Origin of the sequence: Corallococcus sp. AS-1-12 (assembly GCF_020036995.1) — a bacterium.
Lineage (GTDB): Bacteria > Myxococcota > Myxococcia > Myxococcales > Myxococcaceae > Corallococcus.
This window is the reverse complement of record NZ_JAIQDD010000006.1, coordinates 1-19,893: the sequence shown is the minus strand read 5'-3', so window position 1 is coordinate 19,893 and position 19,893 is coordinate 1. Positions and strand designations below refer to the sequence as shown.

Sequence of the window (19,893 nt, the reverse complement as noted above, 5' to 3'; positions counted from 1 at the left end):
CGGGGCGTCCCGGCCGGGTTCTTTCCTTCTCAGGCCTGAAGACTCCATGGCCGAGAGCTTCGGGCCTGACACGGGTGTCAAGGTCAAGACCCCGGTGGGAAATGTGACGGGGTTGTCCCCACGGGATGCCGGGCCGCGATCTACGGTGCGCCGCGTGAGCCCGTCTTCGCCCGTGCCCCGTCCGCGTCCCGCGCTTCTCACGCTTGCCTACCTGGCGTTCGTCAGCCTGGGGTTGCCGGACGCGGTGCTCGGGGTCGCGTGGCCTTCACTGCGAAGTACGTTCGGCCTGTCGCAGGCGGCGATGGGCTCCATCCTGGCGACGGCCGCCGTCGCCTACTTCATCTCCGGGTTGTTCGCGGGCCGGCTGATGCGCGCGATGAACCTGGGGCTGCTGCTGGCGCTGAGCACCGGCTCCGTGGCGCTGGGGCTCACGGGCTACGCGACGGTGCCCCTGTTCGTGCTGTTCCTCGCCGCCGCGTGCTTCATCGGCTTCGGTTCGGGCGCCATCGACTCCGCGCTCAACAACTACGCGGCCCAGAACTTCGGCCCCAAGCACATGAGCTGGCTGCACGCCGCCTACAGCGTGGGCGCCGCGATGGGTCCGGTGTTGATGACCGCGCTGCTCGCCCGGAGCGCGCATTGGAGGACCGGCTATGCCGTCCTCGCCGGGGTCCTGGGGACGCTGGCGCTGACGTTCCTGGTGATGCGCCGGTCGTGGGACGCGCCGGTGGGAGCGCCGGGCGAGGAGCCTCGCGCGGAGGTGCCCACCGCTTCCGCGATGGAGGCCGTGCGCCGGCCCCGCGTGTGGCTGCAGATCTTCACGTTCTTCTTCTACACGGGCGTGGAGGTGACCGCAGGCCAGTGGAGCTTCACCGTGCTCACCGAAGGCCGGGGTCTGCACACCGCCGCCGCGGGCACCTGTGTGAGCCTCTACTGGGGCAGCCTGCTGGTGGGCCGCGTCCTCTCCGGCTTCGTCGTCGAACACATCGGGCCCGTGCGGATGCTGCGCGCGAGCACCGTGCTGGCCGTGGCGGGCGCGGCCCTGTTCGCGCTCCCCTCCGCGCCGCCCGCGCTGGGGCTCTCGCTGCTGGGGTTGGCGCTGGCGCCCATCTTCCCGGCCCTGATGTCGGAGACGCCGCGCCGCGTGGGGCTGGACGTCTCCGCGCACGCGGTGGGCTTCCAGGTCAGCGCGGCGACGACGGGCGTCGCGGCGCTGCCCAGCCTCGCGGGTGTCATCGCGGAGCGCTGGGGCCTTCAGTTCATCGCCCCGTACATGCTCGGGGTCGCCGTGGTGCTGGCCCTGCTGCACGGGGGGCTGTCCGCCGTGGCGGACCGTCCCCAGCTCTCCCGCTGAGCGCGGACCTCAGCTCCCGGCCGGGAGCTCCGCGCTGCGCAGCGTCTTCGGGCCCTGAGCCGTCCACTGCGCCAGCCGCAGCGTCGCGCCCTTCGCTGAAGCGTGGGGCTCCACCTCCACGAAGGTGAAGCGCTGCTCCAGCTTCGCGTGCTTCTGCTTCGCCGGCTCCAGTGACGGATTGAGCTGGAGCTCCGCGAGGTACTCGCCCCATTCCTCGTCGGAGGCCTCCGGGGCGGGCAGCCGCAGCAGGGAGATCCACGTGCCGGTGTTGGCATAGAGGGGGCCGTCGCCCTCGTGCCAGCGGGCCGCGTGCGTGTGGCCCATCACCACCGCCTGCGGGTTGTACTTCCTGCCCAGCCGCGCGGCCTCCGCGAGCTCATCCTTTCCGGGCTCCAGGGCGAAGTAGTCCGTGCCGGTCCTGCCGGCGACCGAGCGGTGCAGCCGGGCGTAGAACGCGAACCCCGCCTTGGCCAGCTTCAACCGGGCGCGGCCCAGGGCCTCCGGGTTGTCGAAGGCGTTGAGCTTCTCCGGGTCGAGCGCCGACAGCAGCGCGTCCACCTCGTCGTCCTTCAGGTCCACCCGCGCCAGGCTGCGCGCCAGGCGCGCGTCCGCGTCGGATGCACCCACCGCGTCCATCGGTTCGAGCGCGAAGGCCGGCGCGAGGCCCCGGTTCTCCAGCAGGCGCCGGATGAGCGTGAGCGTCCCCGCGTTGAACAGGACCTTGAGCGCGTCAGGCTTCACGCCGAGCGCCACCATCACCGCGCCCTCGAAGTCCGGCTTGAGCAGGTCCATGTACCGCATGCGGTGCTGGTGCTTGAGCGGGTTGAGCAGCGTCTTCACCAGCACCGAGCCCGGCGGATAGCGGAAGCGGTTCGCCCGCTCCGCCGACAAGAGCGACGCGTAGTCGATGCGGTTCGCCACGTCGGTGTGCTCGCCGTGGGTGACGAGCACGCGAGAGCCGCCGACCTCCAGTTGCAAAGGAGCCGTGCCGTCCCGGAACTCCAGCCGCGAAGCGATCTCCCCGGGCTGTCCCAGCGCGGAGCGGATCACCTCCTGGACGTCCGGCAGCGCCAGCTCCAGGTCGTGGTTGCCCACCACCATCGTCGCCCGCCCCCCCGAGGCCAGCACCCGCCCGAGCGCCTTCAACGCGGGCGCCGTCTGCGCGGACGTCACCAGCGCGCGGGCCTGCTCCAGCGTCCGCTGGGGATCCACCGCCAGCGGGTCGTCGTTGAGCAGGAAGTCGAAGCTGTCCCCGTTGAGGACGACGTGGGTGGGCGTGCGGGTGAAGGAGTCGAAGAGGGCGGGCAGCTCGGCGGCGCCCGCGAAGATGTCGTAGGGGCCGCCGTTGCCGAGGTGGAGATCGCTGAGAATGAGCGTTCGCATGGGTCGATGCTCCTTTCAGGGAAGCGCCTGCAGGTCGTTGTGCCGGATGCTCGCGGCGGGATCGCCGAGCACCACGTAGTTGCGAGCGTCGTTGCGTTCAATCCACCGGTGCAGCAGTTCGCGCGGCGCGAGCTTGCCGTTGGACGTGTTGGCGTCCAGGTGGGTCAGCAGGATGTTGTTGGCGGCGGAGAACCGGTCGCGGAAGTCCTTCAGCGCGTGGCCCACCGGCATGCCGCTCATGATCTTCCAGAGCGTGTTGCGGAACGGGTGGGTGGTCGTCTGGGTCATCTGCAGGGGCTTGATGGAGAAGCCCCAGGCCCGCTCCACGTGGCCGATGACCGCCAGCGCGCCGCCGTTGGGATGGGCCAGCAGCCGCCGGGGCAGGGCCGCGACGAAGGGCGCGCTCGCGAGCGCTTCGCCGCCGCGGGAGGCCGTGAGCGGGAACTCGTCCTGCGCGGGCGTCCCCATGCCGAAGCAGGCGAAGAAGAACGCCACCAGGCCGTGCAGCCGCGCGTCGTCCTGGATGTCCGACGCCGCCACGTAGTGCGCGGGGGCCATCGCGCCAAAGCCCGCCCAGTCCTGGCTCAGCAGCGCGCCCTGCTTGGCGAGCTGGAGCGGGTCATTCGCCTTGAAGCCCACGCCATGGGACGCGGTGAAGAGCACCGCCGGGCGCACGTCCCGGCCGTGGAGCGCGGCCAGCAGCCACTCGCGGGTCGCGTCGTCCTCGATGGCGTCCCGGCTGACGAAGCGGACCTTCGCGGCGATCGTCTTCGCCGGCTGGGGAGGCTGATCCAGCGGCGCGCCCCGGGCCAGCGTCGCGACGAGGCTGTCCGCGCTGAGCTCCGTGGAGCGGTCCCCGGGGTGCTTGGGTCCCCACCAGCTCACCTGCCGGTGATTGGGTACGGAGGCGCCCGTCTCATACGCCACCACGCTGTCCGCGTAGCGCGCGTACTCCGCGGGCGTGTCGAAGGAGAGCCGCCCCACGGCGTACGACAGGGAGAGCGAGTGCTGCACGTCGAAGGGGATGACGTCAGGCCCGCCGACGAGCAGGAGGTAGTAGGGGACGACCGTCGGCTCCACGTCGCCGATGGGCGCCCCGTGCCGCTCCAGGAACTGATGCGCCGTCTCACCGGGCTGGTAGGTGAGCACGTGGCACCGGTCCGCTTCCTCCACGCGCTCGCGCCGGTGGGCGAGGAGCGGCTCCAGGCTCTTGCGGAGCTCGTCGGAGGCGGACGCGGGGAACACCACGCCCCAGCCGGACTTCGTGTAGTCCTCCGGCGGCGCGTCGGGCGGCAGGCCGAAGCTCAGCCGCATGGGGAGGAGTTCGAGCCACTTCCTCCACGCCGCGAAGGCCTCGTCCCGAGGCTCCGCCACCTCCGCGGCCGCGGGCAACGCGACGGGCGGCACCAGGTACTGCCCGGTGACGCCATCAATCCCGTTGAAGACCAGCGGGTCCTCCGGGTTGGTGATGGAGCGCTCCACGTTCACCTCCTCCCCGCCATCCTAGGCGTCCCCGCCGACCTGGAAAGAGCGGTCAGGGGCCCGGCTGTCCGGCCCCCGGCGTTCGGGGAGGCGGGTGTCGCGTGCCGGGCTCGCGCTGCGACCCGGAGGCAGCCCTGTCGCCTGGTCCACGGTCATCTCGTCCTCCTGGACAGGGGCCTGTCTGATTCATGGTGGCAATCCCTTACACCCCATTCGAGCCTCCCTGGACTTGTGGCGTGCAAGCGCAAGTCGCGACGAAATGTATTTGTTTGGCCCGGTGCGTCTGGCATTGCGGGGCGCGTCTGTGTTCACGTTCGCTCCGCGTCCGGCGCACATGGCACCCCTCGCCATGCGGGTCCGGCCGCAAGGGAGAGCACTCATGACGATGAAGGCCTCGGTCCAGGATGTCGTGCAGGGCTGGCTGTCCGGTGATGAGGAGTCCCATGGCCTGACGAACCCGGCGGGTCCGGTGTTCGTGGGAGGTCAGCGCACGGAGCAGGCGCTCACGGAGTCCAACCTCGTGGAGAACACGGGCTGCAGCAGTTGCAGCGCCTCCACCACCGGCTTCTGCTGTTGATCCATCGCGGACCCCCGTCCGCATGAATCTCCCCTCCGGCGCCGTGCGCGGTGCCGGAGGGTCTTCCGATTTTCCCACCCCCAGGGAGCCCCCTCATGGTCCACGAGGAAGCGTCGATGGCTGCCGAGGTCCCTCCCGAGGGATGGCTCGCGCGCCCCGTGAACGTCCTGCTGGCGCCGCATCTGGACTCGCTCGCGGAGCGGCTGTCCCGGATGGAGGGCCTCTCCCCGGCGGAGCGCGGCGTGGTGGAGGCCGCGGCCCGGGAGACGCTGGGCTTCAGCGCCCAGCTCAAGCTCAACCGCGTGCTCCTCCTGGAGCTGCACGCCGCGTCGCTGGAGGGACGGCTCGACGCCGCGGACTCCCCGGGGCGGTGGGCCCGGTTCCTGGAGATGGCCTGCGCCTCCGACTTCCACGCGCACCTGCGCGGACGCTACCCGCCGCTCCTGGACCGGCTGGCGACGCTGGGCCGGCTCCAGGCCCAGGCGGTGCTGCGGCTGGCGGAGCGGTTCGTCGCGGACCGGGACTCGCTGACGGACCTGCCCGGGCGGCCTCGCGGCGCGCTGAAGCGCCTGAGGTTGGGGGAGGGGGATGCCCACCGGGGCGGCCAGACGGTGGCGCTGCTGGACCTGGAGGCGGGCACGGTGCTCTACAAACCCCGCTGCATGCGCGTGGATCGCGCGCTGGAGGGCCTGCTCGCGCGCGTGCTGGCGCCGGACGCCGAAGCCACGCGGATCCGCGTGCCGGCCGTGCTGGTGCGCGCGGGCTATGGCTGGGCGGAGTTCGTGGAGCACCGCTTCTGCACGAGCGAAGCCGAGCTCGCGCGCTTCTACCGGAACCTGGGCCACTGGCTCGCGGTGATGCGCCTGCTGGGCGGCACGGACCTGCACTCGGAGAACCTCATCGCGCACGGGCCGGTGCCCGTGGTGGTGGACGTGGAGAGCCTCTTCGCCCCGGATCCGCCCGTGCCTCCGGCGGAGCGCGGGCTCGCGGTGGACCTGGCCGCCAAGGCCATCCGTGGCACCGTCCTGCGCACGGGCCTGCTCCCCGTGCGCAGCGAGGGCCCGGGCCTGGGCGGCCTGGACATCTCCGCGGCGGGGTCGCTCCCGGGGCAGCAGCCGCGCGTCCCGGCGCCGCTCATCGTCGGCGGCGGCACGGACCGCGCCCGCCTGGGCATGACGTTGCTGGAGCGCCCGCACGCGAAGAACCACCCCAGCCCGGACCCCGTGCTCGCGCGGCACTGGGACCAGGTCGTGGAGGGCTTCCACGAGGTGACCGCGCGGATGAAGGCGCTGGACGCGTACGGGGGGCTGCGTCCGCTGCTGGAGCCGTTCACGGGCGCGGTGGTCCGGCGCATCCTGCGGCCCACGCAGACGTACGCGGAGCTGCTGCGCATGCTCTGGCACCCGGCCTCGCTGTACGACGCGCCCAAGGCCCACGCCCGGGCGCGGGAGGTGCTGCGCAAGAACGCCGGCGTGTCCCCCGGCGCGCCCTCCGCGACGCCCGTCATCGACGAGGAGCTCGCGGACCTGTGCGTGGGCGACATCCCCGTGTTCACCCAGCCCGTGACCCGGAGGATGCTCGACGCCACGCTGGAGGCCTGGCGTTCGGTGGACGAGTCCCTGGAGGAGATGACCATCCAGAGCACGCTGATCAGCGCCTACCTCAACGAGAAGACCGTGCCTCCGCGCGTCCCCGCGCCGGCCACGCCCGCGCGCCGCGAGCGACTGGACGCGCGGCGCCGGGCCCAGCTCTCCAAGCTGGTCCGCCGCGTGAGCGACGCGGCCGTGCGGGGGCCTGACGGGACGGCGACGTGGATCAGCCCGGTGCTCGCCGAGTACGGCTGGGCGGTGCGGCCGCTCTCCGCCGAGCACTACAGCGGGCAGGGCGGCGTCGCGGTGGTGCTGGCCCAGTACCTGCGCGAGGTCCACCACGGCCGCGCGGACGCGGTGGAGGGGCTGCCCGAGCTGCTGGACGGCACGCTCGCGGTGCTGCGCGCCACGGAGGACCGTGTGCCGGTGAAGTCGCCGGGGGGCTTCGCCGGGCTCGCGTCGCAGGTGTGGATCTGGTCCACGCTGCACGACCTGGGCACCTTCCCCGGCGCGCTGGACCGGGCCCGCGAGCGCGCGGCGGCGCTGACGCCCCAGGTGCTGGACGCGGACGGGCTGCTGGAGGTGCTGGGCGGCGCGGCGGGCGTCATCGTCCCGCTGCTCAACCTGGTGGACCAGACGGGGGACCCGAGGTGGCTGGACCTGGCGGCGCACGCGGGGCGGCGGCTGGAGGACACGGCGCGGAGCGTGGCGGGGGACGCGCGGTGGTCCACGTCGATGTTCCCGGAGCCGCTGGGCGGCTTCGCGCACGGCACGGCGGGCATCGGCTGGGCGCTGGCCCGGCTGGGCCTGAGCGCGGCGGGGACGGCGGCGGACCGGCGGCGGTGGCGCAGCCTGGCCGAGCGCGCCTTCGACTTCGTGGACGGGCTCTACCGGCAGGACCTGGGCAACTGGACGGACCTGCGCCGCCCGGACGCGACGGATCAACTGACGAGCTGGTGCCACGGGAGCACGGGCATCGGCCTGGCGGCGGCGGACCTCTTCGCGCGCACGGGGATGCCGCGCTACCAGGACCTCTTCCAGCGGGCCCGGGCCGCGGCCGTGCGCGAGGGCTTCGGCTGGACCCACACCCTGTGCCACGGCGACCTGGGGGTGTGGGAGCTGCTGGAGACGGCGCGACGGCTGGGCTCGGAGCCGCTCGGGCCGGACCGGGAGACGCTGGACGCGGAGCTCATCTCCGGGCTGGAGGCGCGCGGCCCGGTGGCGGGGCTTGCCCGGGACGCCTTCTCCCCCGGCCTGATGGCGGGGCTGGGCGGCGTCATCCACACGCTCCTGCGCATGCACCCGGAGAGCCGGCTCGCGTCGCCGCTGCTGCTGGGGCGCGCGGGGGACATGGACCCGGAAGCGCTCTGATGCGGGTGCCGCACCGGCCCGCCGTGACAGCGGGCCGGTGACGTCGCCGGGACGTCAGTCGCGGGTGTCGCGGCGCACGGTGACCTTGCGGCCGCGCAGCGTGGAGCCCTTCAGCGCGGAGATGATGCGCGCGGCGTCCGGCTCCGGCACCTCCACGATGGAGTACATGTCCGCGATGTGGATCGCGCCGATGCGCGAGGAGTCGAGCCCCGCCTCGCCCGCGATGGCGCCCACCAGGTCCGCCGGACGCATGCCCGCGGTGCGGCCCGCGCCGATGAACAGGCGCGTGACGTTCCACTCCGGCGCGCGCTGGGGACGCGCGGGGGCCCGCTCGGACCGTTCGCCGCGCTCGGCGCGCTCTCCGCGCTCGGCCCGGTCGGCGGTGCGGGGGCCTCGCGACGGGCGCTCGGCGCCGCGGTCGGCGAAGCGGCCTGGAGGCCCGGAGCGCTCGGTGCGCGGGAACTTGCGCTCCGCCGGCGCCGACACCTGGGGAATCTCCTGCTCGGCGGAGTCCTTGCCCTCGTCCTCCTTCTCCTGGAGGAGCTTGATGGCGGCGGCGGCCACGTCCATGACGCTGAACTCGCCGGACAGGTCCTCCGCGATGCCGCGGAACGCGTCCAGCTCCCCGGCCACCAGCGCCTCGCGCAGCGACGAGCGGATCATCTCCAGCCGGCGCGCGCGCAGGTCCGACACGGTGGGGACCGCGGAGACCTCGATGCGCTGGCCGGTGAGCCGCTCGATGTTGCGCAGGAGCCGGTGCTCGCGGGGCTCCAGCAGGGTGATGGCCACGCCCTCGCGGCCCGCGCGGCCCGTGCGGCCGATGCGGTGCACGTAGGCCTCCGGCGCGTTGGGCACGTCGAAGTTCACCACGTGCGTCAGCCGGGGGATGTCCAGGCCTCGCGCCGCGACGTCCGTGGCGATGAGCAGGTCCGCCGCCTGCGACTTGAACTGCTTGATGACGCGGTCGCGCTGCTCCTGGCTCATGCCGCCGTGCAGCGCGTGCGCGCGCCAGCCCCGGCCGTTGAGGGACGTGGTGAGTTCATCCACTTCCGTGCGGGTGCGGCAGAACACGATGGCGGCGGTGGGGGACTCCAGGTCCAGCACGCGCCCCAGCGTGGCGATCTTGAACGCGCGCGGCACGATGTAGGCCGTCTGCCGGACGCGCGGCATCTCCCCGGCCTCCAGCTTCTCCTTCGCGATGCGCACGCGCACCGGCTCGTGCAGGTGGCGCTCCGCGATGCTGGCGATGCGCGGGGGCAGGGTGGCGGAGAACAGCGCCGTCTGCCGCTGCTCGGGCGTCTCCGAGAGGATGGCCTCCAGGTCGTCCGCGAAGCCCATGTCGAGCATCTCGTCCGCTTCGTCCAGGACCACGGTCTGCACCTGGTCCAGCTTCAGCGTCTTGCGGCGCAGGTGATCCAGCGCGCGGCCCGGCGTGGCGACGATGACGTCCACGCCGCGCTTGAGCACGCGCAACTGCCGGCCGATCTCCTGGCCGCCGTAGAGCGGGAGCACGCTGACGCCCAGCTTCTGGCCGTAGCGGTGGATGGCCTCGGACACCTGCATGGCCAGCTCGCGCGTGGGCACGAGCACCAGCGCGGAGGTGCCGTGCGGCGCGGCGGCGCCGGGCTTCAGGTGCTGGAGGAGCGGAAGCGAGAACGCGGCCGTCTTGCCGGTGCCCGTGGCGGCGATGCCCAGCAGGTCCTTCTGGGCCAGCAGCGGCGGGAGCGCGGCGGCCTGGATGGGAGTGGGCTCTTCGTAGCCGAGCGTCGTCAACGCCTCGACGAGCTCGGGCTTGAGCCCGAGGGCGTCGAAGGTGGGGGTTTCGGGGGCAGCGGGAGGCGGGGGAGCTTTCACACGGCGGCTTGTACCACTTCCGCGCCCGGGAGGAGGACTGGGGACGTCAGGTGCGTCCAGGCCTTTACGAAGGGCCGGGCCTTCCGGGCTTTTACGTCCCTTCGCGGAGGTGTGGGGTCAACAGCGCCGCGACGGCCCCTGTCCCCGAGGACAGGTCCGCGTGGGACAGCACCAGCCGCCGCCGCCGGCCGCCGTCCAGCGCCGTGCCCTCCAGGAGGGACGTGAGGCCCCGGGGGCCGCGGTCCAGGTCGAGGACCAGCTCCAGCGCCTCTTCCCCGGGGAAGGGCAGCAGGGCGAGCGAGCGCGGCGGGCCGCTCCACTCCGGGCCGGCGTGGAACTCCAGCTCCTGCACGAAGGGCTCGTCGCGGCCGAGGGGCGGGCCGGCCTCGCAGTAGGAGTTGCGCCACTGGAAGCCCAGGTGCTGCACGGCTTCGAGCACGGTCTGGAGGGACGGGTGGGGCAGGACGTGGACGCGGTCGCTGTCCTCGGGGTTGAGGGCGTTGTCGATGTCGAGCGCAGTCTTGATCCACACGGGCGTGCCGCGTTCGGTGGTGGGCGTGTGGGCGGGGATGCGCAGGGAGAAGGGGATCTCCCGCTCCTCGCGGGGCTGGAGGGTGAAGGGGTTGGAGACGCGCCAGGTGCGCACGACGGCGTTGAGCGCGCTGAGGCGGTCGTTGTCGCGCTGGAGGTACTGCGCCATCAGGTGCAGTTCGATGCGGTCGATGCGCTGGGGCGTGTGGCCGCCCTGGACGTGGACGAGTCCGCGCAGGTCGCCGCCCGCGCGCACGGTGTCGTGTTCCAGGCGGGTGTCCACGCGCGCGCTGCCGATGCCAAGGCGGGCGAGCATCTTCATGAAGGGCATGGGGGACGGCATAGGCCGGATGCGCGCCGCGCGAAAGCCTGGGTGTCTGGCTGCCTGCCCGTCATGCGGCCCCTGCACCGCAGGGACGGGCGCGGCTTGCTGGCTGGCCCGGCGCGTCACCAGCGTAGAGCCTCACCACGGGAGAGGTGCGTCATGGCGCAGGAGACATCCAGGCGGGTGCGGTACGCGGTGGTGGGGGCGGGCAACCTCGCGCAGGTGGCCATCCTGCCGGCGTTCCAGCACGCGGAGGAGAACTCCGAGCTGGTGGCCATCATCTCCTCCGACAGGGCGAAGCGGGCCGCGCTCCAGGAGCGGTACGGCGTGGAGCACGTGGGGGGCTACGAGAACTTCGAGCAGGTGTTGCGCGACGCGAAGGCGGACGCGGTCTACATCGTGCTGCCCAACACGATGCACCGGTCCTTCACGGAGCGGGCGGCCCGCGTCGGGGTGCACGTCCTCTGCGAGAAGCCGATGGCGACGTCGGTGGACGACTGCGAGGCGATGATCCGCGCCACGAACGAGAACGACGTGAAGCTGATGGTCGCCTACCGGCTGCATTTTGAAGAGGCGAACCTCCGCGCCATCGAGCTGGTGCGCTCAGGGCGGCTGGGGGACCCGCTGGTGTTCACGGGGACGCTGACGCAGCAGGTGCGAGAAGGGGACATCCGCACGCGAGTGGACGTGGGAGGCGGGGCGCTGCTGGACGAGGGGCCGTACCCCATCAACGCCGCGCGCTACCTCTTCCGCGACGAGCCGCGCGAGGTGTTCGCCTTCACGGGAGGAGGCCGGGATGGGCGCTTCCACGGCGTGGACGCCTCCGCGTTCGCGCTGATGCGGTTCCCGAACGGGAGGGTGGCGCAGTTCGCGATCAGCCACGAGGCCTCGGCGGTGTCGAGCTACCGGGTGGTGGGCACGGAGGGGGACCTGCTGGTGAAGCACGGCTTCGGCTACGGCACGGACATCCAGCACGAGCTGACGGTGGGAGGGGAGACGGAGACGCGGACATTCAAGAACAGCGACCAGTTCGCGCCGGAGCTCATCTACTTCTCCAAGTGCGTCCTGGAGGACCGGGATCCGGAGCCCAACGGCATCGAAGGCCTGGCGGACGTGCGCGTCATCGTCGCGTTGCAGGAGTCCGCGCGCACGGCGAAGCCGGTGAAGCTGACCCCGTTCGAGAAGCCGAAGCGCCCCACGCTGGAGCAGCTCATCGTCAAACCCCCCGTGGAGCCGCCCGAACCGGTGAACGCGCCGGCTCCGGCGGAGGGGTAGGGTGCAGGGGTTGAGGGCTGCGTCCATCGATGTTCTGGTGGACGCATGGATGACCTTCAGGCGTTCGCTCAGCAGGTGTTCGCGTCGCAGCCCTTCAGCCAGTTCATCGGCGCGCAGCTCGCCAGCTCCGGACCTGGGGCCGCGGAGCTGCGGCTGGCCATCGTGGACCACCTGAAGCAGCAGCACGGCTTCGTCCACGGGGGCGTGCTCAGCTACCTGGCGGACAACGCCATCACGTTCGCGGGGGGCCTGGCGCTGGGCGGCAACGCGCTGACCTCCGAGTACAAGATCAACTACCTGAAGCCCGCCGTGGGCTCGCTGCTCATCGCGCGGGCCCAGGCGAAGGCCGCCGGCAAGCGGCAGGCCGTGTGTCAGTGTGAGGTCTTCGCCGTGAAGGATGGCGCGGAGACGCTATGCGCCCTGGCGCAGGGCACGGTGGTCTCCGCGGCCTGAGCCGCCTCACATGGGGCGCGCCCAGAGTTCGCGGATGTCCGTCGGCAGCTCGCCCGCGATGTCGTCGCTCTCACCCTCGGAGATCTGCGCCTGGACGGCGCTGAAGACCGCGCGGACGATGGACTCCGCGTCGTCCGCGTCCACGGCCAGGTCCGTGGCGACCATCGCCAGCATCTCCTCCCGGCCGAATTTGTGGGGCGGCGGTCCGGATTCGTGGCGGTCGCACCGCACCAGGAGCTCGCGCAGCTTGTGCGGCAACTGGGCTTCCAGGTCGTTGTCCTCCTCGCCGAAGAGGCGCTGCTCCAGCACGCACAGCACGGAGAAGGCGGCTTGCTGGGCGGCCTGCTCGCTCTCGAACTGGCCTACGTCGCGCAGGTACTTGAGGAAGGCCTTGTAGGTCTGCGACGTGCGGGACTCGTGGCGCATGCGGCGGCGCTCGTCGAGCGGGATGTCCGTCCTGCGGTGCATGGGGCTTCCTGCCTGCTGCCCGGTGCCAGGGATGTCTTGCGCTGCCATGTCTGGTTCCTCGTTCCTCGGAGTGGGGTCCGACCCCAAAGCTGAAGCGCTCGCGAATCCAGAGGAAGGCACGCGCCGCCCTGCGAGCCGCCCGCTTCCCGTAGGCGGGGGCTGACGGGGAGCGCCTGCTCCCACTTCCCGTCATCGCTCGTTGCAACGGCGCGCGCATGTCCGAACCGTGAAGAGAGGGGCCGCATGGTGCGGTCACCCTGTCCAGTGAGGTGTCGTCATGCGTGAGAGTTTTCGTCCCAGGGGAGCGGCGCTGCGCAGCGCCGCCCGGAGGATCGCGATGCGGAGGGCCGACGAACCGGGCACCCCCATGATCGAGATCATCACGGAGGCAGCCCGCCACTACGACCTTTCGCCCAGTGAGGAGCAGATGCTGCTGGCGGATCTGCTGCCCGGGAGCGTGGAGGCGTCCCCGCCCTGACGCGACATGGGGATGTCTGTCATTGAGGGGAGGTTCATGAGTCGGGCCTGACCACGATTGACGGTGGGAGATTCAAGCCTGACTCAGGAGGGGGAGTGAGCCGGGCGAGAATTTTCCTCGCAATCCGTTGCATGGCTGTCCAAGCGTTGGATGTCTGGACAAGGCTCCCTGGGATCGCTTAACTGATTCTGGGGAAGCGATTCCCCTTCCTTGGGGGCTGTCCATGAAAAGCTTGACGGTGGTGGCTGCGTTCGCGGTGTCGGCGCTGGGCATGGGTTCCGCGCACGCGGCGACGCTGACGTTCACGGTGCAGAACAAGATCACGACCAGCGCGATCACCAACTCCTATTTCAACGGCTGTGCCGCAGTCATCCCGGCCCTGAGCTCGGTGCCGGCCAACTCGACGTCCGGGGTGTACCAGACGGACTGTGGCCAGAACTCCGCCGTCGTCTTCGACTACACGAGCGGCAGCAAGACCTGTCGCTTCAACATGAGCAGCATCTGGACCCCGCCCAACCCCATCCTGGGGACGTCCGGCTACTGGACGCCGAATGGCTCGGCCACGTCGCGGGGCAGCACCACCGCGACGTGCAAGACGACGCTGGTCGGGCTGGGCTCGAACGGCAGCTACACCTGGGCCCTGTCGATGCAGTGACGCGCCGTCGCTGACCTGGGAGCCGTCCTGCCTGCGCGGTGGGGCGGCTCCTTGTGTTTGACGAGGGGAGGGCTGGAAAGCGCGTCAGGCCCTGGAGTAGATGGGCGCCCATGAACCTCCTTCGACTGTCGTTTGTTGGCGTTGGCGTGGCGTTCCTGGTGGCGGGCTGCGGGGGCCGCCGGAGCCACGGCAAGGTGGACTTTTCCCAGATGGGGCCGTCCATCAACTCCAAGCGCTACGCGAACCTGGAGAAGATCGCCGCCCGGGATCTCCAGTGCCAGGAGGCGCTGACGCCGCAGTACCTGGGTGAGAACCAGTACCGGATGATCGGCTGCAACACCGAGGGCGTCTACGAGCTGCGCTGCATCATGGGCCAGTGCGCCTGGATTCCGGACGTGAGGCTCCGCGCCGAGTTCGACATGGGCTGCGGGAAGGCGGAGCTCCAGGCGTCCAAGCTGGACCGCGTCACCACGGGCGTCGTGGGCTGCGGGAAGCGCGCGACGTACCGGCTGCTCGGGGCGCGGTATGGCTATTCGTGGACCCTGAATTCGCCTGTGATCCGGGATGAGACGCCGGCGTCGGCACCCGCGGACGAAGTGCCGGTGCCGACGACGCTGTGAGCGAAGCCCGGATGCCTTCAAGGGGCTGGCGCGCTGACGGCCCCTTCGAGCATGCGTTTCACGGTGAGGTACAGGGCCTCGGGTGAGCCGTCATTCTTCAAGACGGCGTCGAATGAACTCCGGTCGAGCCCCAGGAGTTCCCTCTCCGTGGCGTGATGCGACAATGCACCGGGAGCACCCGCGCCGGGCCTTTCAATCAGCCAGATGGTGGCTCCCAGCTCCCGCGCGGCCCGCCATTCCGCCTGGGTCCGCAAGTCCGTGCAGACGACACGTCCTCCCGCACGGCGGATGGCTTCGACTCGCATCCGGAAGGGCCGCAGCCAGACCTCGGGATCCAGCTCCAGGCATGCCTGGCCGAACCGCTGGTAGAGCTCCCGGGGCGCGCGGCCGAGCCGGGGATCCACCTCATTGCGGCGCTCCCCCCAGAGCTGCGTGGGATCGAGCTGGAGCAGACCCATCAGCGCCGCCTTGATGGGGTCCGCGAGCGCGACCCGCTCGAAGCCATACTGTTTCGCCAGGAAGCCGCCCAGCGTGTCCTTGCCCGCGCCGGAGACTCCCGCGAGGCACACCAGACTGGAGGCCGGGTTCATGACTCACCTCCGAACGCGTAGAAACCGTCGCGACCGACGAAGCGATCGATGGAGAAGTGGACCTGGGACCACGCGGCATCCAGGCCATGCTGGAGGATGGGGGCGCTGTAGCGATGACCTCCCTGGACGTTGTCGAAGAAGCGGCCCGCCGGATCGACCATCGCGTAGCTGCCACGCATGTCTTCGTTGTCTTCGGGCACCAGGACGATGCCGTCACGCTCCAGGCCGCGATGGCGGGCGACGAACGCTTCAAAGTCCTCCCGGGGGCAGAACAGGGGTTCCACCTTGCCGGTGTTCTGTCCCTCGACGCTGAGGACGCGCAGCAGCTTCCAGCGCTCAGGCCGCAACTCCCGGAGGAACGCCGTCTGGTCCTCACCCGCGTTCAGGTTCGTGACGACCGTGTTCACCTTCAGGCGCATTCCCGCCGCGCGGATCCGCTCCGCGAGCGTCAGGTAGTGCTCGACCGGCAGCGCCTTGCCGTGGACGGCCCTCCCGAGCGCGGCGTGCGTCTGGGGCGACATGCTGTCGATGCTGAGCGTCACCCAATCCATCACGCCGTGGAGGTGCGCGAGGGTGTCCGCATCCAGGCGGCTGCCATTGGTCACCAGCATCGTGGTGGCCCCCCGCGCCTTGGCGGCCGCCACGAGCTCCGGCAACCACGGGCAGAGCAGGGGCTCGCCTCCCGCGAAGGTGATCTTCTGGAAGCGGAGCGCCAACAGCTCCACGAGCTTCAGCGCCTCCTGCTTGGGAAGGTGCCCCTTGGGGAGCACGTCCTTGCGGACATCCTGGAAGGTGGCGAAGCAGAACCGGCAACGCATGTTGCACGGCTCCCACAGGTGGAAGTTGACCGAGGGCGGCATCACCTGGGCGGTGGCCGGGGACGGCGTGGCGGACAGCGAGTGCATGAAGCCTCCAGAAACCGCCCGTGTCGGGCAGTCTGGTGCTCCACTTCCTTCAGCGAATTAAGTGTGACCGGAAATCGTAAGTCACTGACATTGCTGGAGAAAAATCGTCCGTAATTGATCCCGGGCGCGCTGGGTCCGCTTGCGGACAGCGTCGGGAAGGAGCCCGAGCCGGATGCCGATCTCGTCGTCGGACAGCTCATCGAAGTAGCGCATCTTGAGGACCTCACGATGCTTCTCCGGGAGCGCACAGAGCGCATCGCGTAGGGCCAGGTGGGACTCGTACTGGATGAACTGGTCGTCAGGCCTGATCGTGCACTGGGGCTCCATGGCCTCGTCGATGGAGCACGAGCGGATGACGCGGCCGAAGCGCTTCATGGCTCCGTACTGAACCGAGCGGAGGAAGAACTGCTCGAACTCGTCTGGCGGGCGCTTCCTCAGGCAGATGTTCAGGAGGATGGAGTGCACGAGGTCCTCCGCATCGGAGGTGCCGACCAGTGCCTGAGCGATTCGACGAGCCTTGTTCATCATTTCCCGCTGGTGGAATTGCTTCTCCAGGCAGGCTCGCGTGTTGAGGGTGGCCGCGGAATCAGCGGAGTCCGTGAAGGAAGCCGCGGTGATGTCTCCGTACCCCTCCGCTGGCTGCGCGTAGACAGGCGCGCGTCTTGAGGACTGTGCGGCAAGGAGCGCCTGCCGCGAGCACTCCCAGGACAAGGAATCGCAGCGGGCCGGACGCGCGGAGGCCACGGTCCGGGCGCGGGCCGGGAGTGCCTCCGCGAGCGAGTCCACGCTGGGGATCAGCCCCGTGGCCGCGAGCGCCGCCAGGGTCAATCCCCCAGCGCCGAAGGGCGAGGCCCGGGCGAGCCGCCAGGAGAGCCGGAGGAGCCCGACGCTCAGATGAACCAGCCGCACGCTGAGGGCGATGGTCGTCCAGACCGAGAAGGTGATGACAATCGCGCCGGACAGCACAGGGAGGGCAACGCGTTCGCCCGCATCGGGAATGGCCCACCAGCACGCCAGGAACAGCAGGAGCCACAGCAGGTCCCAGGGCGAGCGCAGGAGGAGGGGAGGAGGGCCCTCCCTGCCAGCCAGACGCCGGTATCCATTCCATGCGCTGATGGCGGCGAAGGTGAGTAAGGCCATGCCCAGGAAGATGACGGCGAGTTGGGCCGTCCCCTCGAAGATGCCTGGCGAGAGCGCCCCCATCCGCTCAAGGCCTACCGCCGCGAGCGCGAAGCCCATGAGCCCGGTGGCGCCGATGCCCACGAAGACACCGGGGATGACGACCCTGACGGAGAAGATGGCCAACGCCAGCGCGACCACCACCAACTGCCAGCTCGCGGTCCGCCGGGGTGGTGGCGGTCCGGACTCCCCCTGCTGCGTCATGCGGCCTTCCTTCTGGGAACGACGGCTGCATCGTACGGACTTGCCCGGCGCAAGGGAATGCGTCTGCTCATGCTGCCTCAGCGAAGGGGCTTTGGATCAGGTTGGGGGTAGAATGGACCAGGGCGTCGTGTCACCGACACGTCGTAAACGTGGGTTGGAGGGCTTAGGGCGATTTCGGCCTGCAAGCCATCGAGAGGATCCAGAAGCAAATCTGGGGAGTCTGGAAGTGACGATGGAAAAGCTCGTGGATGCGTTCGCCCTGCATTCGGCAGCGCAGAGTGATGCGGTCCGGCAGGGGGATGCGAAGACGGCGAACAAGCACGCCACGAGGCTGCTCAAGGGCAGGACCTGGTTGCTTTCGCTGCCTCCGAGGCCTTGAAGCGCTGGGCAGAAGGAACCTGGGCACTGGACACAGAGTAGGGACAGCTCAGTCCTTCCAGAGGCTCTCCCACGGATGCTTGCGCAGGTCGTATCCGTCCGGCCAACGACGTGCCGTGAGGGATTGCCGACGTAGCGGCGTGCGACGGACGCTGGCGCGCATGTCGAAGCAGGTGGAGAAGCCGGAGTGGGAGCGCGTCGCGGAAGCCTTCGAGGCCAGCGGGCAGACGCAGCGGGAGTTCGCGGCGGCGCACGGCATGCGACTCAAGCACGTTGCAGTCGTGGGTGTACCGGCATCGGCGGAGCGCGCCGTCGCGAGCGGAAGCCGTGCGGCTGTTGCCGGTGCAAGTGGCGAGCGCCTCCGAGGCACCCAAGTCCGTGCTGGAGGTGGTGGCCGCGGGCGGAGCGCGGGTGCGCTTCGCCGCGGGCACGGACGTGGCGTACGTGGCCCGGCTCGTCGCGGCGCTGGGGCGGTAAGCCGTGTTCGCCCTGCCTGCGTCGGTGCGCGTGGTGCTGGCGGTGGAGCCGGTGGACATGCGCAAGTCGATTGACGGCCTCATGGCGCTGGTGCGTGGCGCGTGGGGCGAGGACGTCTACTCGGGGCACCTCTTCGCCTTCGTCTCGCGCAAGGGCGACCGCATCAAGGTGCTGACGTGGAGCCGGGGCGGCTTCGTGCTTCTCTACAAGCGGCTGGAGGCGGGACGCTTCCGGCTGCCGCCCGTGGACGCGGGCGCGCAGGCGGTGACGCTGGATGCCACGCAGTTGGCCATGCTGCTGGACGGCATCGACGTGGCCCAGGTGAGGCGCCAGCCCGCCTGGACGCCTCCCGGGCGTACTGGCACCTGACGCGCCCGGCCCGGGACGCGGCGTGGCGCAGGCGTGTTGAGGCCAGGTGCCCCGGGAGCTTCCGCAAGACCACTTCTGTCCCTGGCGCGAGGAGGCCGAAGAGCTCAAGGAGCGCCTGACGTCGCTGGAGGCGAAGATGGTGACGCTGGAGCGCCACGTCTTCGGTAGGAGGACGGAGAAGCTGCCGCCGGTGGCGACGGAGTTGCGCGGGGCTGAGGACTCGGCGGCCCGGGCCGAGGCGGCGAAGCAGAAGCGTCGGCAGAGGGCCGCCCGGAAAGCCGAGGAGGCCCCGGCGCGAGAGATTCGCCACGCGGTGCCGGCCGAGGAGCGCCACTGCCCGGCGTGCGGCAGCGAGGACTTGAAGCCTCTGGGCCAGGTCCGCACCTCGGTGGTGTACGTGTACGTGCCCGCGCGCTTCGAAAAGCAGGTGCACGTGCAGGAAGTCCTCGCATGCGCGTGCGGCCGGGGCGTCGTCACCGCTCCGCCTCCGGCCCGGGTGGTGGACCGGGGCGAGTACGGCCCCGGCTTCCTCTCCCACGTGGTGACGTCGAAGTGCGCGGACGCCATGCCCCTGCACCGGCTGGCCCTGCGGGTGGAGCGAAGCGGCGTGCCCATGGGTCGCAGCACGCTGACGGACCTCTTCCACCAGGCAGCCTCGGTGCTGCTGCCTCTGTCCCAGCACCTCTTGCGAGTCATTGCCGCCGCCGAGGTGGTGTGGGCGGACGAGACGCCGCTTCGCGTGCTGGACATGAAGAAGACGAAGCAAGGCTACCTCTGGACCTTCCTCACCCAGACGCCCACGGGCAAGTGGCTCATCGGCTACCGCTTCAGCCTCGGCCGAGCCAGCACGACGCCCAAGGAAGTCCTGGGCGGCACCCGGGGCGCCCTCGTGGTGGATGCCTATACGGGCTACAACGCGGTGACGCTGCCGGAGGGCAGAAGCCGCGTCGGGTGTTGGGCGCACGTGCGTCGCCGCTTCTTCGACGCGCTGGCTACTGCCCCCGAGGCCCGCGAGGCGCTGGACTTCATCCTCGCCCTCTACCGCGTGGAAGCCCTGGCCCGCGACGCGGGCGTCGTGCGCACGGACGCGCACCGCGAGCTGCGCCAGCAGCAGAGCCTCCCCGTCCTCCTGGCGCTGCGCGCGTGGCTGGAGGCGCAGGCCGCGCGTCACCTGCCCAAGGGCCCCATGGGCCAGGCCCTCTCCTACGCCCTGAAGCAGTGGGACGCCCTGACGCGCTTCTCTTCCGACGCGCGCCTGCCTCTGGACAACAACCGCTCCGAGGCCGCGCTGCGCAAGGCGGCAACGACCCGTTCATTCCGCCGCAGGTTCTGGGGAAGTTGCCCAGATGCATTACCGATGGCATCCCCTGGTAGGC

18 protein-coding genes are annotated in these 19,893 nt (G+C 70.7%); 10 read left to right on the top strand and 8 right to left on the bottom strand.

Translation table 11 applies throughout. The annotated features are described in order from the left end of the window. The first annotated feature begins 154 nt into the window (after window positions 1–154). Window positions 155–1,354, top strand: a complete 1,200-nt coding sequence (locus K8556_RS11885) for an MFS transporter (protein WP_223740163.1) — start codon at window positions 155–157, stop codon at window positions 1,352–1,354. 9 nt (window positions 1,355–1,363) lie between these two features. Here the strand turns inward: K8556_RS11885 and K8556_RS11880 are convergent, their stop codons facing one another. Both K8556_RS11880 and K8556_RS11875 read right to left on the bottom strand, forming a co-directional pair. After that, window positions 1,364–2,737 (bottom strand): metallophosphoesterase, encoded by a 1,374-nt coding sequence (locus tag K8556_RS11880; protein WP_223740162.1) that lies wholly within the window; start codon window positions 2,735–2,737, stop codon window positions 1,364–1,366. A 15-nt stretch (window positions 2,738–2,752) separates the two neighbouring features. Next, window positions 2,753–4,219: a hypothetical protein gene (locus K8556_RS11875; protein ID WP_223740161.1), complete on the bottom strand. Its 1,467-nt coding sequence runs from the start codon at window positions 4,217–4,219 to the stop codon at window positions 2,753–2,755. 379 nt (window positions 4,220–4,598) lie between these two features. On the opposite strand from K8556_RS11875, the gene K8556_RS11870 reads away from it, so the two are divergent. Then, window positions 4,599–4,796 (top strand): DUF6229 family protein, encoded by a 198-nt coding sequence (locus K8556_RS11870; RefSeq protein ID WP_223740160.1) that lies wholly within the window; start codon window positions 4,599–4,601, stop codon window positions 4,794–4,796. Window positions 4,797–4,912: 116 nt separating this feature from the next. Next, complete coding sequence (locus K8556_RS11865) at window positions 4,913–7,756, top strand: type 2 lanthipeptide synthetase LanM family protein (RefSeq protein ID WP_223740159.1); 2,844 nt, start codon at window positions 4,913–4,915, stop codon at window positions 7,754–7,756. Window positions 7,757–7,810: 54 nt separating this feature from the next. Here K8556_RS11865 and K8556_RS11860 read toward each other — a convergent pair whose 3' ends face one another. Together K8556_RS11860 and K8556_RS11855 are read right to left on the bottom strand one after the other, a co-directional pair. Further along, window positions 7,811–9,610, bottom strand: a complete 1,800-nt coding sequence (locus K8556_RS11860; RefSeq protein ID WP_223740158.1) for a DEAD/DEAH box helicase — start codon at window positions 9,608–9,610, stop codon at window positions 7,811–7,813. 91 nt (window positions 9,611–9,701) lie between these two features. Continuing rightward, on the bottom strand, window positions 9,702–10,472 hold the full coding sequence (locus K8556_RS11855; protein ID WP_223740157.1) for a sporulation protein: 771 nt from the start codon (window positions 10,470–10,472) through the stop codon (window positions 9,702–9,704). 153 nt (window positions 10,473–10,625) lie between these two features. Here K8556_RS11855 and K8556_RS11850 point away from each other — a divergent pair, with 153 nt between their 5' ends. Together K8556_RS11850 and K8556_RS11845 are read left to right on the top strand one after the other, a co-directional pair. Further along, window positions 10,626–11,741 (top strand): Gfo/Idh/MocA family protein, encoded by a 1,116-nt coding sequence (locus tag K8556_RS11850; RefSeq protein WP_223740156.1) that lies wholly within the window; start codon window positions 10,626–10,628, stop codon window positions 11,739–11,741. A gap of 45 nt (window positions 11,742–11,786) precedes the next feature. Next, window positions 11,787–12,194, top strand: a complete 408-nt coding sequence (locus K8556_RS11845; protein WP_223740155.1) for a PaaI family thioesterase — start codon at window positions 11,787–11,789, stop codon at window positions 12,192–12,194. Between the two features lie 6 nt (window positions 12,195–12,200). Here the strand turns inward: K8556_RS11845 and K8556_RS11840 are convergent, their stop codons facing one another. Further along, window positions 12,201–12,662 (bottom strand): DUF2267 domain-containing protein, encoded by a 462-nt coding sequence (locus K8556_RS11840; RefSeq protein WP_223740154.1) that lies wholly within the window; start codon window positions 12,660–12,662, stop codon window positions 12,201–12,203. 701 nt (window positions 12,663–13,363) lie between these two features. Between K8556_RS11840 and K8556_RS11835 the strand changes: the two genes are divergently transcribed. Both K8556_RS11835 and K8556_RS11830 read left to right on the top strand, forming a co-directional pair. Next, window positions 13,364–13,795, top strand: a complete 432-nt coding sequence (locus K8556_RS11835) for a hypothetical protein (RefSeq protein WP_223740153.1) — start codon at window positions 13,364–13,366, stop codon at window positions 13,793–13,795. A gap of 110 nt (window positions 13,796–13,905) precedes the next feature. Beyond that, the gene (locus K8556_RS11830) at window positions 13,906–14,415 is read left to right on the top strand and encodes a hypothetical protein (protein ID WP_223740152.1); all 510 of its coding nucleotides are present in this window, start codon (window positions 13,906–13,908) and stop codon (window positions 14,413–14,415) included. Window positions 14,416–14,432: 17 nt separating this feature from the next. Here K8556_RS11830 and K8556_RS11825 read toward each other — a convergent pair whose 3' ends face one another. From K8556_RS11825 to K8556_RS39745, 3 genes are all read right to left on the bottom strand, one after another. Next, entirely contained in the window at window positions 14,433–15,005 is a 573-nt protein-coding gene (locus tag K8556_RS11825; RefSeq protein ID WP_223740151.1) for a hypothetical protein, read from the bottom strand. After that, a complete protein-coding gene (locus tag K8556_RS11820; protein ID WP_223740150.1) occupies window positions 15,002–15,910 on the bottom strand; it encodes a viperin family antiviral radical SAM protein in 909 nt (302 codons plus the stop codon). Before K8556_RS11820 ends, K8556_RS11825 begins: the two co-directional genes overlap by 4 nt. 81 nt (window positions 15,911–15,991) lie before the next feature. After that, window positions 15,992–17,233: a sigma-70 family RNA polymerase sigma factor gene (locus tag K8556_RS39745; protein WP_223740149.1), complete on the bottom strand. Its 1,242-nt coding sequence runs from the start codon at window positions 17,231–17,233 to the stop codon at window positions 15,992–15,994. Window positions 17,234–18,007: 774 nt separating this feature from the next. On the opposite strand from K8556_RS39745, the gene K8556_RS11810 reads away from it, so the two are divergent. The 3 genes from K8556_RS11810 to K8556_RS11800 form a co-directional block, all read left to right on the top strand. Then, window positions 18,008–18,148 (top strand): hypothetical protein, encoded by a 141-nt coding sequence (locus tag K8556_RS11810; protein ID WP_223740148.1) that lies wholly within the window; start codon window positions 18,008–18,010, stop codon window positions 18,146–18,148. A gap of 3 nt (window positions 18,149–18,151) precedes the next feature. Continuing rightward, on the top strand, window positions 18,152–18,517 hold the full coding sequence (gene tnpB / locus K8556_RS11805) for an IS66 family insertion sequence element accessory protein TnpB (RefSeq protein ID WP_223740147.1): 366 nt from the start codon (window positions 18,152–18,154) through the stop codon (window positions 18,515–18,517). A gap of 46 nt (window positions 18,518–18,563) precedes the next feature. Then, on the top strand, window positions 18,564–19,893 hold a 1,330-nt coding region (locus K8556_RS11800; RefSeq protein WP_223740146.1), incomplete at its 3' end, for an IS66 family transposase.

Bases quoted from the DNA above. Each gene is read 5' to 3' on its own strand.
- K8556_RS11880 (WP_223740162.1), bottom strand. From the start codon at position 2,737: ATGCGAACGCTCATTCTCAGCGATCTCCACCTCGGCAACGGCGGCCCC.
- K8556_RS11870 (WP_223740160.1), top strand. From the start codon at position 4,599: ATGACGATGAAGGCCTCGGTCCAGGATGTCGTGCAGGGCTGGCTGTCC.
- K8556_RS11865 (WP_223740159.1), top strand. From the start codon at position 4,913: ATGGCTGCCGAGGTCCCTCCCGAGGGATGGCTCGCGCGCCCCGTGAAC.
- K8556_RS11855 (WP_223740157.1), bottom strand. From the start codon at position 10,472: ATGCCCTTCATGAAGATGCTCGCCCGCCTTGGCATCGGCAGCGCGCGC.
- K8556_RS11850 (WP_223740156.1), top strand. From the start codon at position 10,626: ATGGCGCAGGAGACATCCAGGCGGGTGCGGTACGCGGTGGTGGGGGCG.
- K8556_RS11845 (WP_223740155.1), top strand. From the start codon at position 11,787: ATGGATGACCTTCAGGCGTTCGCTCAGCAGGTGTTCGCGTCGCAGCCC.
- K8556_RS11840 (WP_223740154.1), bottom strand. From the start codon at position 12,662: ATGCACCGCAGGACGGACATCCCGCTCGACGAGCGCCGCCGCATGCGC.
- K8556_RS11835 (WP_223740153.1), top strand. From the start codon at position 13,364: ATGAAAAGCTTGACGGTGGTGGCTGCGTTCGCGGTGTCGGCGCTGGGC.
- K8556_RS11830 (WP_223740152.1), top strand. From the start codon at position 13,906: ATGAACCTCCTTCGACTGTCGTTTGTTGGCGTTGGCGTGGCGTTCCTG.
- K8556_RS11825 (WP_223740151.1), bottom strand. From the start codon at position 15,005: ATGAACCCGGCCTCCAGTCTGGTGTGCCTCGCGGGAGTCTCCGGCGCG.
- K8556_RS11820 (WP_223740150.1), bottom strand. From the start codon at position 15,910: ATGCACTCGCTGTCCGCCACGCCGTCCCCGGCCACCGCCCAGGTGATG.